The 17,443-nt window shown below is 68.0% G+C and carries 12 protein-coding genes and 1 tRNA gene; 4 read left to right on the forward strand and 9 right to left on the reverse strand.

Annotation, left to right across the window (positions count from 1 at the left end):
• Positions 1–88 precede the first annotated feature (88 nt).
• The 3 genes from AS181_RS02380 to AS181_RS02390 form a co-directional block, all read right to left on the reverse strand.
• Complete coding sequence (locus tag AS181_RS02380) at positions 89–1,801, reverse strand: alpha/beta hydrolase (RefSeq protein ID WP_058250022.1); 1,713 nt, start codon at positions 1,799–1,801, stop codon at positions 89–91.
• Positions 1,801–2,163, reverse strand: coding sequence for a hypothetical protein (locus AS181_RS02385; protein WP_058250023.1), 363 nt, complete (start codon positions 2,161–2,163; stop codon positions 1,801–1,803). The genes AS181_RS02380 and AS181_RS02385 overlap by 1 nt, the downstream gene beginning before the upstream one ends.
• A 110-nt stretch (positions 2,164–2,273) precedes the next feature.
• A tRNA-Arg gene (locus AS181_RS02390) sits at positions 2,274–2,347 on the reverse strand.
• 133 nt (positions 2,348–2,480) lie between these two features.
• Here AS181_RS02390 and AS181_RS02395 point away from each other — a divergent pair.
• The gene (locus AS181_RS02395; RefSeq protein ID WP_058250024.1) at positions 2,481–4,505 is read left to right on the forward strand and encodes a cytochrome c oxidase assembly protein; all 2,025 of its coding nucleotides are present in this window, start codon (positions 2,481–2,483) and stop codon (positions 4,503–4,505) included.
• Between the two features lie 13 nt (positions 4,506–4,518).
• On the opposite strand, the gene AS181_RS02400 is transcribed toward AS181_RS02395, so the two are convergent.
• The gene (locus tag AS181_RS02400; RefSeq protein ID WP_058250286.1) at positions 4,519–5,103 is read right to left on the reverse strand and encodes a chorismate mutase; all 585 of its coding nucleotides are present in this window, start codon (positions 5,101–5,103) and stop codon (positions 4,519–4,521) included.
• 159 nt (positions 5,104–5,262) lie between these two features.
• Between AS181_RS02400 and AS181_RS02405 the strand changes: the two genes are divergently transcribed.
• The gene (locus AS181_RS02405) at positions 5,263–5,691 is read left to right on the forward strand and encodes a single-stranded DNA-binding protein (protein ID WP_058250025.1); all 429 of its coding nucleotides are present in this window, start codon (positions 5,263–5,265) and stop codon (positions 5,689–5,691) included.
• 32 nt (positions 5,692–5,723) lie between these two features.
• Here the strand turns inward: AS181_RS02405 and AS181_RS02410 are convergent, their stop codons facing one another.
• Genes AS181_RS02410 through AS181_RS02430 form a run of 5 tightly spaced genes read right to left on the reverse strand, consistent with a single transcriptional unit; the run spans position 5,724 to position 10,710 of the window.
• Positions 5,724–6,137 carry an ATP-binding protein gene (locus tag AS181_RS02410; RefSeq protein ID WP_058250026.1) on the reverse strand — a complete coding sequence of 138 codons (414 nt, stop codon included), beginning with the start codon at positions 6,135–6,137 and terminating at the stop codon, positions 5,724–5,726.
• A gap of 40 nt (positions 6,138–6,177) precedes the next feature.
• The gene (locus AS181_RS02415) at positions 6,178–6,516 is read right to left on the reverse strand and encodes an STAS domain-containing protein (RefSeq protein WP_058250027.1); all 339 of its coding nucleotides are present in this window, start codon (positions 6,514–6,516) and stop codon (positions 6,178–6,180) included.
• The gene (locus AS181_RS02420) at positions 6,516–8,492 is read right to left on the reverse strand and encodes a glycosyltransferase family 2 protein (protein WP_058250028.1); all 1,977 of its coding nucleotides are present in this window, start codon (positions 8,490–8,492) and stop codon (positions 6,516–6,518) included. Before AS181_RS02420 ends, AS181_RS02415 begins: the two co-directional genes overlap by 1 nt.
• Positions 8,489–9,721: a PP2C family protein-serine/threonine phosphatase gene (locus tag AS181_RS02425; protein WP_058250029.1), complete on the reverse strand. Its 1,233-nt coding sequence runs from the start codon at positions 9,719–9,721 to the stop codon at positions 8,489–8,491. The genes AS181_RS02420 and AS181_RS02425 overlap by 4 nt, the downstream gene beginning before the upstream one ends.
• Entirely contained in the window at positions 9,718–10,710 is a 993-nt protein-coding gene (locus AS181_RS02430; RefSeq protein ID WP_058250030.1) for a glycoside hydrolase family 26 protein, read from the reverse strand. The genes AS181_RS02425 and AS181_RS02430 overlap by 4 nt, the downstream gene beginning before the upstream one ends.
• 269 nt (positions 10,711–10,979) lie before the next feature.
• Here AS181_RS02430 and ettA point away from each other — a divergent pair, with 269 nt between their 5' ends.
• Positions 10,980–12,653 (forward strand): energy-dependent translational throttle protein EttA, encoded by a 1,674-nt coding sequence (ettA, locus tag AS181_RS02435; protein ID WP_058250031.1) that lies wholly within the window; start codon positions 10,980–10,982, stop codon positions 12,651–12,653.
• A 40-nt stretch (positions 12,654–12,693) separates the two neighbouring features.
• Positions 12,694–17,427: an NAD-glutamate dehydrogenase gene (locus AS181_RS02440; RefSeq protein WP_058250032.1), complete on the forward strand. Its 4,734-nt coding sequence runs from the start codon at positions 12,694–12,696 to the stop codon at positions 17,425–17,427.
• Positions 17,428–17,443 lie beyond the last annotated feature (16 nt).

A 17,443-nucleotide genomic window follows, 5' to 3' on the forward strand; every position in this document is an offset into this window, starting at 1 on the left:
GAGTTGAGGTTCGCAGGTGGACGGTCGCGAGGGGACCGGGATTGAACAGACGACTACTCGAAAGCCTGGCGTGTGTTCGAGTCGCGGCTCACCACGGCAGCCGTAGCGGGATGTCGGGAATCGGCCCCGGCAGGTCGATGTCCCCGTCGGCGCGATCGTTGAACAGATAGAGCCACCACAGGGGAGCGGGTGCGCCGACCGGTGGCGGGAGTTCGGCGACGTCGGGCTTGCGAGGGACGTAGAGGTCGGGTTCGGCGCCGACGATGACCTTCACCATGTTCTGGAAGGCCGTGGATTCCGGGTCGTTCCAATAGGCACCGTGGGTGACCAGACCACCGTCGACCCTGCGTCGATCTGCGTCGAATGTGCGCTCGTCGAGGTCGACTGTGCCGGTGTCGAGCCTGATCACGCCGGGCGCGGTGTCGGGGTCATGGCCATGGGGGTTTCCGGGAAAGGACTGGACGTAGTGGATCGGGTCGCCCGGGAAGGTCAGCGAGTATCGATCCACGCCGTCGGGATGCGGGGTGTCGTAGATGCCGGTGCCCGCCGACGACGCGTAGATGACGCGGTCGGGGGACAAACCGAGTTGTTCGGCCGAGCCCACGACCGACCCGCCGTAGCTGTGGCCGATGTAGGTGGTGGTCGCGCCGGGTGCGAGATGCGCGATCTCGGCGTCGAGTTCACGACCGAACAGCTCCAGGCGGTGCGCCATGGCCGCGGCAAAGCTCGGACTCGCCGCCGAGCGGAGGTCGGGCGGGAGGTCGCCGTCGAGGTAGAGGAACACCGGGCCGCCGGTGCGTGCCGCGAGTTCGGCTGCGGCCGTGCGGTTGTGGCCGACCACGGTGTCGAGGTTCGTGCCGGTCCCGGGCACGTAGGTCGCCGTGTTCGGGGTACCGGGCCGCAACGATCCGATCATCTCGACCAGGCGTCCGCGCGGGGTGTTGACGAAGGTGATGAAGGTCCGCTCGACGAGTCCGTCGTCGCCGCGGGGTGTCTCGTCGGCGATCGGGTCGGGGCTGGGCTCGAGGAGTCCGCGCAGGGTCCGAGCTCTTCGGCCGTGCCCGCGACCGGCCGCCATCTCGTCGAGAAGCGCGTTGCGGATGTTGATCTCGTTGGCCTGGGCGCGGATCGCGAACGGGACGCCCGGTAGGTTCCCGACGACGTGTGGGTTCGCCTGCATCAGGCGTCGGACGTCGTCGGCATCCATCTGTTGGATGATGTCGCGGACCTGGGTCGGCGTGAGCGTCTCCAGCATGCGGACGGCCTGATCCGCGTCCATCTCGGCGCCCCCGGGCAGTGTGACGTCGGGTTGACCCGCCGTCATCGACGCGAGGTCGGCCGCGAAGGTCTCGAGTCGTGCACCGTAGCGCTCGTCGAGGGCGTCGACGGTGTCGAGAGCCTCGGCGATGGATTCCGCGAGAAGGGCGGCCTGACCGTCGAATTCGTGCTGTGGATGTGTCACCTCGCCGTCGTCGAAGACGGTGAAGCCCAGCCCCTCGGCGCCCCGGACGACACCAAGTGCGAAGTCGCGGGCGTAGCCGAGGTCGGCGGCGGCATCGGTGGCCTCGTCGGCGATCATCTGCACCACGTTGCGGACCTCGCCGGCATGATCGTGTTCCGCCCAGATGGCTTGGTGCGCAGCATCGTGCGTGCCGCCCGACCACCCCGAGGCGTCGTCGAAGGCACGCACCGCCCGACCGATGCCGGTGTCGATGCGCTCGGCGAGCGTCGAGGCAGCGGACCCGGCGGCGGCGATCGACTGCGGATCCCACGCGCGCAACTGCGAGAGGGTGGGTCGCATCAGCGGTTCCGAAGCGAGCGGAACCGGGTGCCCGACCGCGCGTCGGCGTCTGCCGTCGTCGCGTCGAACGCTCGCAGCATCTGGCTCATCGTCATCAGGCGTTCACCGATGGAGTCCACCGCCAGCCGTGCGGGTCCGATCGTGGCGGCGAGGGCACGCACGACGCGACTCGAGGGTCCGAGCGCCGCTCCGACGGCCTCGACATCCGCGGCGTGGATCGCGATCGCGGCGGCCCGCCAGGTGCGCGCGATGCCCTCGACCTCGGCGGGATCGACACCGAACAGCGATGCTTCTGAACCCTTCTGGTCTCGTCGACCAGATGAGAGGGGCGGAAAACCGGACAGAGAGCGGGGGAGCGTCATGATCCTCCAGGGAGTCGCGACCCACCGAGGTGTGGGGCAGGACTATGACGCACGGCGTGCCCCGAACGGTTCCCGATCCACTTCGAGCGGTCGGCGACAGGCACATGACGTGCCCCCGGCAGGACTCGAACCTGCGACCTAGGGATTAGAAGGCCCTTGCTCTATCCACCTGAGCTACGGAGGCTGACCGGCGAGCGTGACGTGGCGCACGAGCGGCCGGGCAGAGAGAGTCTACGACACCGTCATCGCTATGCCGTGCGCCACGGCGGGCCACGTCGAATTGGGATCACGTCAGTGGCCGGTCCTACAGTTGGAGGATGACCCGCACGTCGACGCCCGCCTCCGCGGAGCAGCATCGCGACGCGATGAACGAACCGCGCGGCGTCGTCACCGCGATCCTGTGGGCATCGGGTTGGCTCGCCGCGATCGTCGCCGTCGCCGTCACCGCGATCTCCGCGGCGTCGGCGCTCCGGTTGACCGGTGTGCCCGATCCGGGGCCGCTGACCACCTACGGCGCACCTGCTCTGACCGCGATCGGCGAGTTCGCCGCGGCGATCGCGCTCGGGTCGGCCGTGTTCGCCGCGTTCTTCGTGCCGCCCCAGGCGAGCGGCGTCCTCGACGTCGGGGGTTACCGCGCCATCCGGATCGCGGCGGCGAGCGCGCTGACGTGGTCGGTCTCCGCTCTGCTGTTGATGCCGTTCTCGGCGTCGGAGGTCAGTGGGGCGCCGCTGGCGGAGGCGATCCGCCCGGCGAACCTGCTGACCGCCTACGGCCAGGTCGCGGAGGTGCGCACCTGGTTCTGGACCGCGGTGTTCGCACTGGTCGCGGCCATCATCGCCCGGATGACCCTGCACTGGGGTCCGACCATCGCGGTCATCGCGTTCTCCGTGTTCAGCCTGATGCCGTCCGCGCTCGCGGGCCACTCCTCGTCGGGTGGCAACCACGACGTCGCCACCAACAGCCTGATTCTGCACATCATCGGCGCGACCCTGTGGCTCGGCGGTCTCGCCGCGGTCGTGGTCTACGCCCTCGCCGACGGACGATGGCGTGCCCTGGCGGTGCGCCGGTTCTCGCGCGTCGCGTTCTGGTGCATCCTCGTCGTGGGGGCCAGCGGTGTCGTCAACGCCCTGGTGCGGGTGCCGCTCGGCGACCTGTTCACCGACACCTACGGCCGTCTGGTCGTGGCCAAGGTGGTGGCCCCGGTTGTGCTCGGCGGACTCGGCGCGTGGCATCGTCGTGTCACCATCGCCCAACTGGACGCCGACGACAAGCCGTCGCTGTTCGTCCGCTTCGGACTGGTCGAACTCGCCGTGTTCGCCGCGACCTTCGGCCTGGCCGTCGGCCTGAGCCGTACGCCGCCTCCACTCGTGGACACCACCCAGATCTCGGCGACCGAGAACGCGATCGGTTACGACCTCGACGGGCCGCCGACGTTCGTCCGCCTTCTCACCGAGTGGCGCTTCGACCTGATCTTCGGGCTCGCGGCGATCGTGCTCGCCGTCGTGTATCTCCGGGGAGTCATCCGCCTGAGGCGCCGGGGTGATGCCTGGCCGGTCGGTCGCACCGTCGCGTGGCTCCTCGGGTGTCTGCTGCTGTTGCTGGCGACGTCATCGGGATTGGGCCGCTACGCCCCGGCGATGTTCAGCATCCACATGATCGCGCACATGCTGCTGTCGATGATGGTGCCGGTCCTGCTGGTGCTCGGTGGCCCGGTCACGCTCGCCCTGCGGGCACTGCCGCCGGCCGGTCGGGGCAATCCGCCGGGCCCGCGCGAGTGGATTCAGCTGGGCGTGCACTCGGCGCCGTCCCGGATCCTGACGCATCCGCTGATCGCCGCGGTCATGTTCGTCGGCAGCTTCTACGTTCTCTATCTCGGCGGTCTGTACGAGTCCGTGGTCCAGTACCACGCGGCGCACCTGTTGATGAATCTGCACTTCCTGATCAGCGGCTACCTCTTCTACTGGCTGGTGATCGGCATCGACCCGGCCCCGCGTCAGGTGTCACCCGTGGCAAAGCTGGGCCTCGTGATGGCCTCGATTCCGTTCCACGCGTTCTTCGGCATCGCCCTCATGATGACGACCGCGGTCATCGCCGAGACCTACTACCGCGGGCTCAATCTCCCGTGGAACTACGGACTCTTCGACGACCAACGTGTCGGGGGCGGAATAGCCTGGGCCGCAGGCGAGATCCCCCTGGTGGTGGTCCTGCTCGCGCTGTTCGTGCAGTGGCAGCGCAGCGATACGAAGCTGGCGCGACGCTTCGACCGCAACGCGGACCGCGACCACGACGCGGACCTCGGCAGCTACAACGAGATGTTGAAGGAACTCAACAAGCGCGGTTGAGCGGCAACAGGTCTCAGCCGGACCCCGTCGACACCGTGCAGACCGACGACCCGGCCTGGATCAAGGCGCCGGTGTGCAGGGGATCGAAGCCGAAATCGGCAGCGGTGCGGCCGGTCGCAGTGATCAGCTCTGGGGGACACCGGAAGCTCGTCACGAGTTCGCCTGCGGCGGCGAGCTCATCGACGATGGCCACGGTGAACTCGTTGATCGCGGTCCGGACCGGACCGAGATCGGACGTCGCAGGTGGAGCAGTCTGCCCGGGCAGCCGCCACAGCGCAAACAGTCCGCGTTGGACGGTCTTGCTAGCCTCGATCTGATCGCGGAACACACCGCGTACGTAGGCGGGGTCGAGACCGCGGTCGGTGGCCAGCTGCGACACGGTGTCGAGGACCACCTGTTCGCGCGCTGGGTCGTCGATGGCCGCGCCGGACGCCCATTTCGTCGCGGCGACGGTGTCGGCCAGTGCGAGCCGGCCCGCGATCGCCTCGGTCAGACCGGTCAATGTCGGCGAAGCGACCGGCGCAGCGCCTGCGAGGGGCGGGGCAACCAGCATTGTTGCCGCTGCGATGAGACCTACCAGGAGCCTTCGGATGCGCACCCTGCGAAGTGTATGGGCGGCGAGCGTCAGGTGCATCGCGATCTGTGGGTAACCCGTCGAGTTCTCCACAGTCGTGCGGCCTCGACGGTTGACGGCCCCGCTGCGGGTGATGCTGGTGCGGCCACACCTTCCCGTGGCCGACAACCGTAGGAGACGACCATGTTTGAGACGTACACGACCGTCATCGGAACCGTAGTGTCCGATCCCCGTCGGCGGCAGACGACCACCGGGGAGGACGTGATCTCCTTCCGCGTGGCGTGCACCTCGCGGCGGATCGACAAGAACACCGGCGAGTGGTCGGACGGACCCACGTTGTACCTGACGGTCAGCTGCTGGCGGCGCCTGCTGACCGGGGTCGGCCTGGCGATCGCCAAGGGTCGACCGGTGATCGCGCACGGTCAGATCAAGACCAACGAGTACCCGTCGGCGGACGGCTCACGTCGCTCCGATCTCGAGATGACGGCCGTGGCCGTCGGACTCGACCTCAGTCGCTGCGTCGTCACTTATCGGGGCACGCCCGCCCAGGGGCGCGCGGCCGACGCGCCGGTCGTCGCAACCGCGCCCGAGACCCGCGAGTCGGCGGCGTGAACGCACGATCGTGGGGTTGAGCCGATTACGACTCAGTCCGAACGGTTCCGGACCAGTCGCCAGTGGTTCTTGCCGTCGGCACGACGATAGGCGAGTTCGTCGAGGACGTTGATCGCGATGGCCAGGCCGCGGCCACGCTCGGCGAAGTCGTCGGGCAGGCTCACGGCGTCGAGATCGACGCGGGCGGGACTGCCGTCGTCGGAGTAGCGGGCTTCGATCCGGTCCGGTGCGACCTCCAGCTCGAGGCACAGGGTGACGGTTGCGCCGTCCCCGGCGTGTTCGATGATGTTGGCGCCGATCTCGGCCACGGCGAGCTCGAACTGCATCGCGTCCATGTCGTCGATGGGGCACTCCGCGAGGAGATCGGCGAGGAGTGCGTGGATGTGGTCCATGGTCTCGAGCGAGGTGATCTCCTCGAGGGTGCGGGTCGCGGTGTTCTCGGTCATCGCCGGGTCCTCGATCTCTGGGTGAGTGGGACGGGTCCCGTCAGGCCCCGTCGAAGGCGTCGTCGGCCGACGGGTGGACGCGCAGAACGCGATTGAGATTGGTCAACTCCAGGACGGTGACCACCTGCGGCGTCGGGGCCGCGATCCGGAGGTCGCCGCCGGCCTGGCGTGCCACCTTCAACCCGGAGACGAGTGCGCCCAGGCCCGAGGAATCGATGAAGTCGGTGCCGGACAAGTCGACGACGATCCGGGCCGAACCGGACCCGACCAACTCGTGCAACTGGTCTCGGAGTCGCGGGGCGACAACCATGTTGAGCCGGCCCTCGGGCCGGATCGCCACGGCGCCGCCGTCGACGCTACGTGTTGCGAAATTCGCCATCACTGCCCTTCCTCATCGGGACCGCGGTACCGCACCGCGGTGATGACAACGCTCAGGATCACCAGATCGAACACTACCCAGAACAGGTTCACGCCGACGCCGAGAACGGAGACGGCGCCCCGGTACAGCTGCACGATACCGATGACCGAGGCCACCACGAGCAACGCCATCGCGATCAGCTGTGGCCGAACGATGTGCCAGGGCAACGCATCCTGCGACTGCTTGGTCTTCGGGGTCACCGCGAAACCGAGCGGACGGTTCATGTAGACGTTGCGAAATGCGGTGGTGCACGCCTTGATCCAGACGGGGAACAGAGCGAGGCTGTACTGCTGGCCGCGCCACGTCGGCGTGCCTCGTGCCACCACCAGGAACAGTATCTGGTTGACCACCAGGAACGGGATCAGCCGCAGGAAGAAGTCCCAGCTGTAGGCCTCGACCGGCAGGATGCCCAGCACCAGGTAGACCACCGGTGCCGCGATGTAGGCGATGGCCGCGAAACCGGCGAGGTAGCTCCACATCGTCGCCCAGTACATGAGTCGCTGGGTGAGGGTGAGGCCCTTCTGTACCAGCGGGTTCTCCCGCAGCATCACCTGGATCGTGCCCTGCGCCCACCTAAGCCGTTGCGTCACCATGGTTTTCAGGTCCTCCGGCGCCAGGCCGAAGGCAAGATTCTCGTGATGATAGGCGGAGTTCCAGCCGAGGGCGTGCAACCGCATACAGGTCGCCATGTCCTCGGTCACCGAGATGGTGGCCAGGGGCAGCATGGGCTGGGCCTCGTCGGATCGCCCGACGTCGACCGCCGCGACCATGGCGCGGATCGACTCGATGGCACCGAGCGGCGACCACTCGCGCTCGGCGAGGACCGCGAGCGCGTCGTAGTCGACGGCGCCGGCACCGGCTTCTTGCTCGCTCAGCTCGGTGAGCGCCTCGATGGCCTCGAGGTCGGCGCGCATGGCCTCGACGTCGGCGTCGACGAGTCCGCGTGCCGCCTCGTCGACGCGCGCCTGGAAGCGATAGGTGATCTCGGCCAGTGGCTCTTTCTTCTTCAGCTGCGCGCGGGCGTCTTTGACGGCCTCGTCGACGGCGTCGAGCGCGGCCGAGGCGGTGGGGTTGTCCTTGCCGACCTGCTTACGCGTCGACTTGAGGACAGAACGTGCGGTGCGCAGGGCGCGATCGATGCCGTCGGAGACGGCGGAGACGTACTGGGTGATGCCGAGCTGCATCAGCGCCTCCCTGCGGAGCACGGCGTTGGACCCGCAGAAGAAGGCGGCGTTCCACCCGTCCTTGCCCTGCTGGATCGGCCCGTAGAACAGCGGGGCCTGGCTGCCGAGCGGGTCCCCGGGCGGCACGTTCACGAAATACTGCGGCGTCTGGACGAGGGCCATCTTGTCGTCGTGGAAGTAGCCGAGCGTGCGGTCGAGGATCTGCGGTTCGGGGATCTGATCGGCGTCGAGGATGAGGAGGAACTCGCCGTCGGTCTGCATCAGGGCGTTGTTCAGGTTGCCGGCCTTTGCGTGCCGCGGCTTGTCGAGCCAGTTCGACGACCGCGTGATGTACCCGATGCCTGCCTGGGCCGCGCCCTCGGCGAGCTCGGCTCGATCACCGTCGTCGAGGATCCAGGTGGTGTGCGGGTAGGTGATCGCCTTCGCCGCGACGGCGGTCTTCATGACCAGATCCAGGGGTTCGTTGTAGGTGGTGATGAAGACGTCGACCGTGGCGCCCTCGGGCGGGGGAGGCGGGTCGGGGCGATGCTGCAGTCGCCACATCGTCAGCCCGAACAGCAATGAGTCGATCAGGCTGTACGTTTCGGCGACGACCAGGGGAACCGCGATCCACCAGGCGTCCCAGTTCACCGACGCCAGCCAGCGCCACACGATGTAGTTGATCCCCAGGATCGCGGCGGCGACGATCACCAGCCGCAGCCATGGCGACGGGGCCGTGCGTGCGAGGGTGGCCTCCTCGACGCTCTCGCTCATCCCGCGTCGTCTCGACGGATGGCCACGACGGTCACATCGTCGATCGGCGGCCGTGAGGCGACCAGTTCGCTCACCATCGAGCACACCTCCGACGGGGTCGAGGTGTCGGCGAAGAGTGCCCGTAAGTCCGACTCGTCACCGGACGGCAAGAGGTCCAGCAGCCCGTCGGAGGTGATGACGACCATGTCGCCGGGCCCGAGGTGGACCCGGGCAGCGTCCCAGGTGTCGTCGCGCAGGATGCCGATCGGCAGACCGCCCCCGGGGAGCGATTCCACATCTCCGGCGGCCCGGCGGACGATCGACAGGCCATGGCCGGCGTCCACGTATTCGAGCTGACCCTCGTCGGTGTGCAGGCGTGCATGGAACGCGGTCGCGAACGTCTCGGTGCCGGCGAAGTCGTCGGCGAGCTGATCGGCCACCGTCTCGACCACCTTCGCGAGGTCGGCGTCGGCCGCGGCATGTCCGGCGGCGTCGAGTGCGCGGGATGCGGCTCGGATCGCCGACCGGACCGTCGCCGTGAGGATCGCCGCGCCGAGTCCCTTTCCCATGACGTCGGCGACGGTGAACACCAGGCCGTCGCTCCATGGGTAGTGATCGTAGAAATCGCCGCCGACGGCGAAGGCGGGCAGGCACATCGCCGCGATCGACCAGCCGGGAACGACTCCGAGAGGCGGCGGCAGCAATTGACGCTGCACCAGTGCCGCGCGTTCCAGGTCGTCGCTGTTCGCGATCTCCCGCTGCGCCCATGCGGCGAGCTCGCGGAACGCCGCCTCCTGATCGGTGGTGAGTTCCCGCGGCCGGGTGTCATAGAGACAGAAGGTCCCCACGGGATGTCCGCCGGGGCCGTACAGCGGATATCCCGCGTAGAAGCGGATTCCGTCGTCGGCGGCGATCTGCGGGATCGCGGCGAAGGCCGGGACCTTCGACACGTCGGGGATGATCAGCGCCGGATCGTCGGGGTGGTCATAGGCGCGCGCGACCGTCACCTGGCAGACCGTCTGTTCCCGCGGCAGGTTCTGCAGCTCGATGCCGTCGACCGCCTTGAACCACTGCCGGTCCCGGTCGAGCAGCGACACCGTCGACATCGGTACGCCGAACACGGCTTTCGCCATCCGGGTGATCTGCGCGAACCGATCCTCCGGGGGCGAGTCGAGTACGTTCAACTGCTGCATCGAATGCAGTCGTGCCTCTTCGATGTCGGCATCGATGTGCGCGTCCACCAGGGTCACCTCAGTCCCGCTTTCTCGAGTGCGCGCGCCATCGCGGCGCCCGCTGTTGCCGTGCTGCCCAGTCTCCAGTCCGCTTCTTTGTCGTGGTCGAACCAGACGAAGCCGGTGACGTCGTCCGCGTCGTCGAGGTAGGTCACCAGGTCAGCGATCCAGTCGGCTTTGGAACCACCGACTTCTGTCGACCCGACTTCTGTGACGAGTATCGGTTGCTCGGAGGACAAGTTACGAAGCTGTGCAAACGAATCGGCGAACAGCTCCGCCGGCGGAGTCCATCGGTGGCCGGGCACCGCGCCCCAGTTGTAGCCGTCGATCCCCAGGACATCGACGTAGGTGTCACCCGGGTACCAGCGCGACAGCGGAGCGTCGTCGGAAAGGGGGATATTCGGGGCCCACACCCACTTCACGTTGGTCGCGTTCTTGGACGCGAAGAGGTCGTGGACATGGCGCCACGCGGCGATGTACAGCTCGGGGGAGGTCCCGCCCGCCGGGCTCCACGGGTACCAGTCGCCGTTCGGCTCATGCGCGAACCGGAGGTAGACGACCCCGCCCCAGGCGACGAGTTCGTCGGCCCAGCGGTACAGGTAGTCGTCGTGGGCTCCGGCCACGATCGACGACATCGTGAACGCGCCCCAGTCGTAATCGTCACCACCGAGGTGACGCCACGGCTCCCAGGTGACCACCGGTTCGGCACCCGAGGCGACCACGGCGTCGAGTGCGGCGATCGGGGGGATTGCGGTGAAGTCCTCGAAGAACAGGTTGACGGTCGGCCGGACCCCGACGAGGTCGGTGACCGCGGCGACCTCGGCCTGGCGAAGCGGGCCGCTCGGGGTGCTGACACCGAACCGCAGGCAGTCCCCGGCCGGGCCGTGCAGGGGTGAGATGGTCGGCGGACACTCGCGCGGCGCCGGCTCGCAGGCGACGACGCCCATCGACCCGACCACGACACCCAGGACCAGGGACATGATCGTCCATCTGGGTACCGCACCCATCGACCGCTCCCATCGCCTCGCCGCCGTGCACCGGCACGACGCTCACCCATTCCCCCCGTTCCTGTCCCCACGCCATTCTCTCGGCAAACCTGCCCACCCGCGCGTCAACCCGGGAAAGACGGTTCACCGAGCCGGCGCAGACGCACCGGACCGTCGCCCGGCATGCGACGGCGACTAGGCTGGTCCCCATTGTGTGTGCGCCCGCGCGCACCCCCGCGTCCGCGGCAGACAGATCACACGGCATCGAGCAGGTCCGAAGGAGTTTTCACGTGGCTGAGTTCATCTACACGATGAAGAAGGTTCGCAAGGCGCACGGCGACAAGGTCATCCTCGACGACGTCACCATGTCCTTCTACCCGGGCGCCAAGATCGGCGTCGTGGGACCCAACGGCGCGGGCAAGTCGTCGATCCTGAAGATCATGGCTGGCCTGGACCAGCCGTCGAACGGCGAGGCGTTCCTCGACCCCGACGCAACCGTCGGCATCCTCCTGCAGGAGCCGCCCCTCAACGAGGAGAAGACGGTCAAGGAGAACGTCGAGGAGGGCATGGGTGAGGTCAAGGTCAAGCTCGACCGCTTCAACGAGATCGCCGAACAGCTCGCGACGGACTACTCCGACGAGCTGATGGAAGAGATGGGCAAGCTCCAGGAGGACCTGGACAACAACGACGCCTGGGACCTCGACTCCCAGCTCGAGCAGGCGATGGATGCGCTGCGCTGCCCGCCGGCCGATTCGCCGGTCACCCACCTGTCCGGTGGTGAACGTCGCCGCGTCGCACTGTGCAAACTGCTGCTGCAGAAGCCCGACCTCCTGCTGCTCGACGAGCCGACCAACCACCTCGACGCCGAGTCGGTGCTGTGGCTGGAGCAGTTCCTCGCGAACTACTCGGGAGCAGTGCTGGCCGTGACCCACGACCGGTACTTCCTCGATCACGTCGCGCAGTGGATCTGTGAGGTCGACCGCGGCAAGCTGCACCCCTACGAGGGCAACTACTCGACCTACCTGGAGAAGAAGGCCGAGCGTCTCGAGGTCCAGGGCAAGAAGGACCAGAAGCTGCAGAAGCGGCTCAAGGAAGAGCTCGCCTGGGTCCGCTCCGGCGCCAAGGCCCGCCAGACCAAGAACAAGGCCCGCCTCGCACGCTACGAGGAGATGGCGGCCGAAGCGGAGAAGACCCGCAAGCTCGACTTCGAGGAGATCCAGATCCCGACGCCGCCGCGCCTGGGCGACGTCGTGGTCGAGGTCTCGCACCTGGACAAGGGCTTCGAGGGCCGGGTTCTCATCAAGGACCTGTCGTTCACCCTGCCGCGCAACGGCATCGTCGGTGTGATCGGTCCGAACGGCGTCGGCAAGACGACCCTGTTCAAGACGATCGTCGGCCTCGAGCAGCCCGATTCGGGCACGGTGAAGGTCGGCGAGACGGTCAAGCTGAGTTACGTCGACCAGAGCCGCGCCAACATCGACCCCAAGAAGACGGTGTGGGAGGTCGTCTCCGACGGGCTCGACTACATCGAGGTCGGCCAGAACGAGATGCCCTCGCGCGCCTACGTCAGCGCCTTCGGGTTCAAGGGCCCTGACCAGCAGAAGCGCTCGGAGGTGCTCTCCGGTGGTGAGCGCAACCGCCTGAACCTCGCGCTCACCCTGAAAGAGGGCGGCAACCTGATCCTTCTCGACGAGCCGACCAACGACCTCGACGTCGAGACCCTGGGCTCGCTGGAGAACGCGCTGGAGCAGTTCCCCGGGTGTGCCGTGGTCATCAGCCACGACCGCTGGTTCCTCGACCGCACCTGTACCCACATCCTGGCGTGGGAGGGCAACGTCGAAGAGGGGCAGTGGTTCTGGTTCGAGGGCAACTTCGAGGCCTACGAGGCCAACAAGGTCGATCGCCTCGGCGCCGACGCCGCCCGCCCGCACCGGGTCACGCACCGCAAACTGACTCGCGATTAATCCCGGTTCCGCCCGGCGCGGGTGACTAGCATCGGCAGATGTGACGTCACTCGTTCCGGACGCGGTGGACCACTACTTCAGGTCGCGGACCGACGGGTCGGCAGGTGAGTCGGCCGCCGACCGGGTGCGCAGACATCTCGATGACGCGCGGGTCCGCCGCCGCGGAGAGGCGCTCGTCGGGGTGACCGCGGGCGAGGGCGGCACCGTCGAGATCCTCGTCGTCAACGACGACATGCCGATGCTCGTCGAAGCCGTCCTGGCCACGGTCGAGGCGCACGACCTCACCGTCGATCGCATGGACCACCCGGTGATACCCGTTCAGCGGGACCCCGACGGCACACTCGTCGCCGTCGACTCCGGCGAGACGACCCCGGAGTCCTGGATCGCGGTCTGCGGCCTCGCACGTCACCCGGGCATCGGTCCTGAACCGCTGCGCGACGACCTCCGCGAGGTCGTCTCGCGGGTCATCGACGTCGACGCCGATGCGTCGGCGATGCGCTCTCGGATGGCCGAGTGCGCCGCCGGGATGGCCGAGGCGCCGCTGCCGGGGGCCGGAGTCTCCGACGCCGACCGTGGTGAGTACGCCGCACTGCTCGAGTGGTTCGCCGGCAACCACTTCCACCCGCTGGGCCATGTGCGGGTGGGCGGGGACGGGCCCGCCGGGGACGCCGACCGTCTCGGTGTGTGGCGAACCGACTCCATCAGCCGCGACTTCCCGTCGGTGACTGATCGTCCGCTGGTCCCGCGGGTCAGCCGGGTGTTCGTGGCGACCGGCATCCAGCGCACCAATTTCCCTGTGCTCGTGCAGGTTCCGACGTTCGATGCGAATGGCGAACACGACGGCGAGCATCGTTTCCTGGGTACCCTCACCTCCGCCGGCAATCATCAGGCGGTGCTCGACGTCCCGGTCCTGCGCGCCAAGGTGCACGACGTCCTCGCGCAGGCGGGCGTCGAGGAGGATTCCTTCGCCGGTCAGTCCATGATCGAGCTGCTGCAGAACTATCCGCTGGTGGAGATGTTCTCGTCCACCGAGGACGAGCTCGAACGCCGCCTGACCGAGATGCTGGACGCGGTGGCGACGCGGTCGCTGCGGCTGTTCCTGCGCACCAACTTCGACGGACGCACCGCCGTCGCCCTCATCTACCTGCCCCGGGACCGCTACAACACGTCCACCCGTCTCGCCCTCGAGCGCGCGCTCGTCGCCGAGGTGGACGGGACCGGGCTGGAGTACACGGCGCGTGTCAGCGAGATGCCGTTGGCACTGTTGCAGGTGCTGGTCTGTATCGACCCGACGACGGCGGCCGAACTCGGCTCGGTCGACACCGGATCACCGGCCCACGCACGCGTGCAGGCGGCGCTGGTCGCCGCCATCCGCGGTTGGGACGAGCGGGTGCGCGAACTGGCTGTCGCAGAAGACATCCCGGCACTCGACGGCGGCCCGGACGTGCTGCTGCGCCAGTTGTCCTCGTTGTCGGAGGACTACAAGGAGCTCCGCGAGCCGCATGCGGCCCTCGCCGACCTCATCCGCGTCGTCGGTCTGGAACCGGGTGAGATCGACGTGACCCTCGACGCCGCCGAGACGGCGACCGACGGGCGCGAGCCGGACCGGTGGATCTTCACGCTGTACCTCTGCGGTGCGTCGGCGACACTGACCGATGTCCTGCCGGTGTTGCACAGTCTCGGTCTCGATGTCCTCGAGGAGCACCCGTACGAGATCCATCGGCTCGACGACACCGTCTGCTGGGCCTACGAATTCAGCGTCCAACTCGCGGCCGGGATGACCGTCGACCTCGACCACACCGACGACCTCGCCGATCGGTTCACCGAGGCGTTCCGCCGGATCTGGCTCGCCGGTGCGGACGTCGACGCCTACAACGAACTCGTCATCAGGTCGGGCCTGGACTGGCGGTCGGCGGCGATGCTGCGCGCCTACGGGCAGTACCTGCGCCAATGCGGGTTCTCGTACAGTTCGGCCCACGTCGCCAGCGTCCTCGGCCAACACCTCGCCATCACCCGCGGCCTCGTCGACCTGTTCGTCGCGTCGTTCGATCCCGACACCGCCGACGAAGAGCGCCGAAAGCGGGTACGCGACAAGCTCGACGAGGAGATCGGACTCGTCTTGAGCCTCGACGCCGACCGCATCGTCTCCGCGTTCGCGGCGGTGCTGTCGGCGACCGACCGCACGAACTACTTCGTCGACGGCGGGTCGTCGGACTCCGATCACTGTCCGGTCATCTCGTTCAAACTCCGTCCGCGCGACATCCCGCAGACCCCTGAACCCCGTCCGCTGCACGAGATCTTCGTCTACTCACCGCGCGTGGAGGGGGTGCACCTCCGATTCGGCTCGGTCGCCCGTGGCGGTCTGCGATGGTCGGACCGCCGGGAGGATTTCCGCACCGAGATCCTCGGCCTGGTCAAGGCGCAGGCGGTGAAGAACGCGGTGATCGTGCCGCTCGGCGCCAAGGGCGGTTTCGTGGTCAAACGGCCGCCGCCGCCGACCGGTGACGCCGCGCGGGACCGGGAGGCGCAGCGGGAGGAAGGGATCGCGTGCTACCGGCAGTTCATCGCCGGCCTGCTCGACGTGACCGACAACATCGACCTCGCGACCGGGGAGGTCATCCCCGCCCGCGGGGTCGTCCGGCTCGACTCCGACGACACCTACCTGGTGGTGGCGGCCGACAAGGGCACCGCCTCGTTCTCCGACATCGCCAACGACGTGTCGAAGTCGTACGGGTTCTGGCTCGGCGACGCCTTCGCCTCCGGCGGGTCGGCCGGATACGACCACAAGGCCATGGGTATCACTGCCCGGGGCGCGTGGGAGTCGGTCAAGCGGCATTTCCGCGAGATGGGGACCGACACGCAGTCGCAGGACTTCACCGTCGTCGGGATCGGCGACATGAGCGGCGACGTGTTCGGCAACGGGATGCTGCTCAGCGAGCACATCCGGCTCGTCGCCGCGTTCGATCACCGGCACATCTTCGTCGACCCCGATCCGGAGGCGGCGGCGTCGTTCACCGAACGGAAGCGGTTGTTCGGCCTCCCGCGGTCGTCGTGGGCGGACTACGACACCGACCTCATCAGTGCCGGCGGCGGGGTGTGGGAGCGCGACCGCAAGTCGATCCCGATCACCCCCGAGATGGTGGACGCGCTGGGCATCGAGGGCGGCACGACAGAACTCTCACCACCCGAATTGATACGCGCGATCCTGCTCGCTCCGGTCGACCTCCTGTGGAACGGCGGCATCGGGACCTACGTGAAGGCGTCGACCGAATCACATGCGAGTGTCGGCGACAAGTCCAACGACGCGATCCGAGTCGACGGAAACGAGTTGCGTGCCAAGGTGATCGGAGAGGGCGGCAACCTCGGGGTCACCGAACGCGGGCGCATCGAGTTCGACCTCGCCGGGGGCCGGATCAACACCGACGCCCTCGACAACTCGGCCGGGGTCGACTGTTCCGACCACGAGGTGAACATCAAGATCCTGCTCGACGCGGCGGTCTCGGCGGGCGGCCTCGACGCCGACGAACGCGACCCCCTGCTGGAGTCGATGACCGACGAGGTCGCCGAACTCGTTCTCGCCGACAACATCTCGCAGAACTCCGAGCTCGGATTCTGCCGCACATTCGAGCTGCTGCGGGTGGAGGTGCACGCCCGCATGCTCGAACACCTCGCCGCCAAACGGGGCGTCGACCTACGCCTGGAGGCGCTGCCCGAGCCGCGCGAGCTGCGCAAGCGGGTCGGCGGCGAGCTCCACCGCGGTCTCACGTCGCCCGAGTTCGCGACGCTCATGGCGCACGTCAAGCTCGAGTCCAAATCCGACCTGCTCGCCACCGACCTCCCCGACAACGACGTGTTCGCACCCCGCGTCGCGCGCTATTTCCCGGACGCGGTGCGCACCGAGCATTCCGACGCGATCAGCGGACACCGGTTGCGGCGTCAGATCGTGGCGACGACCCTCGTCAACGACGTGATCGACCACGCCGGGATGACCCACCTGTTCCGGTTGAGCGAGGGGAGCAGCTGCAGTACCGAGGAGGGCGTCCGCGCGTATGTGGTGTCCAACAAGGTCTTCGGCATGAATGAGGTGTTCGAGGGCATCCGGCATGCACCGGCTCCGGTCGAGGCCGTCGACGAGATGATGCTGTACGCGCGCCGTCTGCTGTTCCGCGCCTCGCGGTGGCTGCTCGCCTTCCGGCCGCAACCATTGGCCATGGCCGCCGAGATCACCCGCTACGGCGAGCGGGTGGCAGCACTGTCCGAGGTCATCGACGACTGGTACGGGCCGAGTTCGGCACGCGATGTCGCCGAGCGCGCCGACACCTACATCGAGCACGGCGTTCCCGAGGACCTCGCCCACACCGTCGCGGCTAGCCTGCACCGCTTCTGTCTGCTCGACATCATCGACGCGGCCGAGATCGCCGACCGGGACGCCGGCGAGGTCGGCGACCTCTACTTCGGGGTGATGGAGCACTTCGGTCTCGAACAGCTGCTCACGGCGGTGTCGGGACTCGAATTCGGCGATCGATGGCATGCGCTGGCCCGGTTGGCAGTGCGTGACGACATGCACGGTGCGCTCCGTGCGCTGACCCTGCGGATCCTGGAGGTCAGCGAACCAGGGGAGAGCACGGCCGACAAGATCGCCGAGTGGGAGTCCTCGCGGTCGAACCGGCTGAGCCGGGTACGTAGCGTGCTCCGGGAGATCGAGGAGACCGGGACCGCGGACCTGGCCACGCTCTCCGTCGCGGCCCGGCAGCTGCGGAGCGTGATCCGCTGATGCGCAGGCGACGGCT

The sequence above is a fragment of the Gordonia sp. SGD-V-85 genome, from assembly GCF_001456905.1.
In the GTDB taxonomy this organism is placed as follows: Bacteria; Actinomycetota; Actinomycetes; order Mycobacteriales; family Mycobacteriaceae; genus Gordonia; species Gordonia hongkongensis.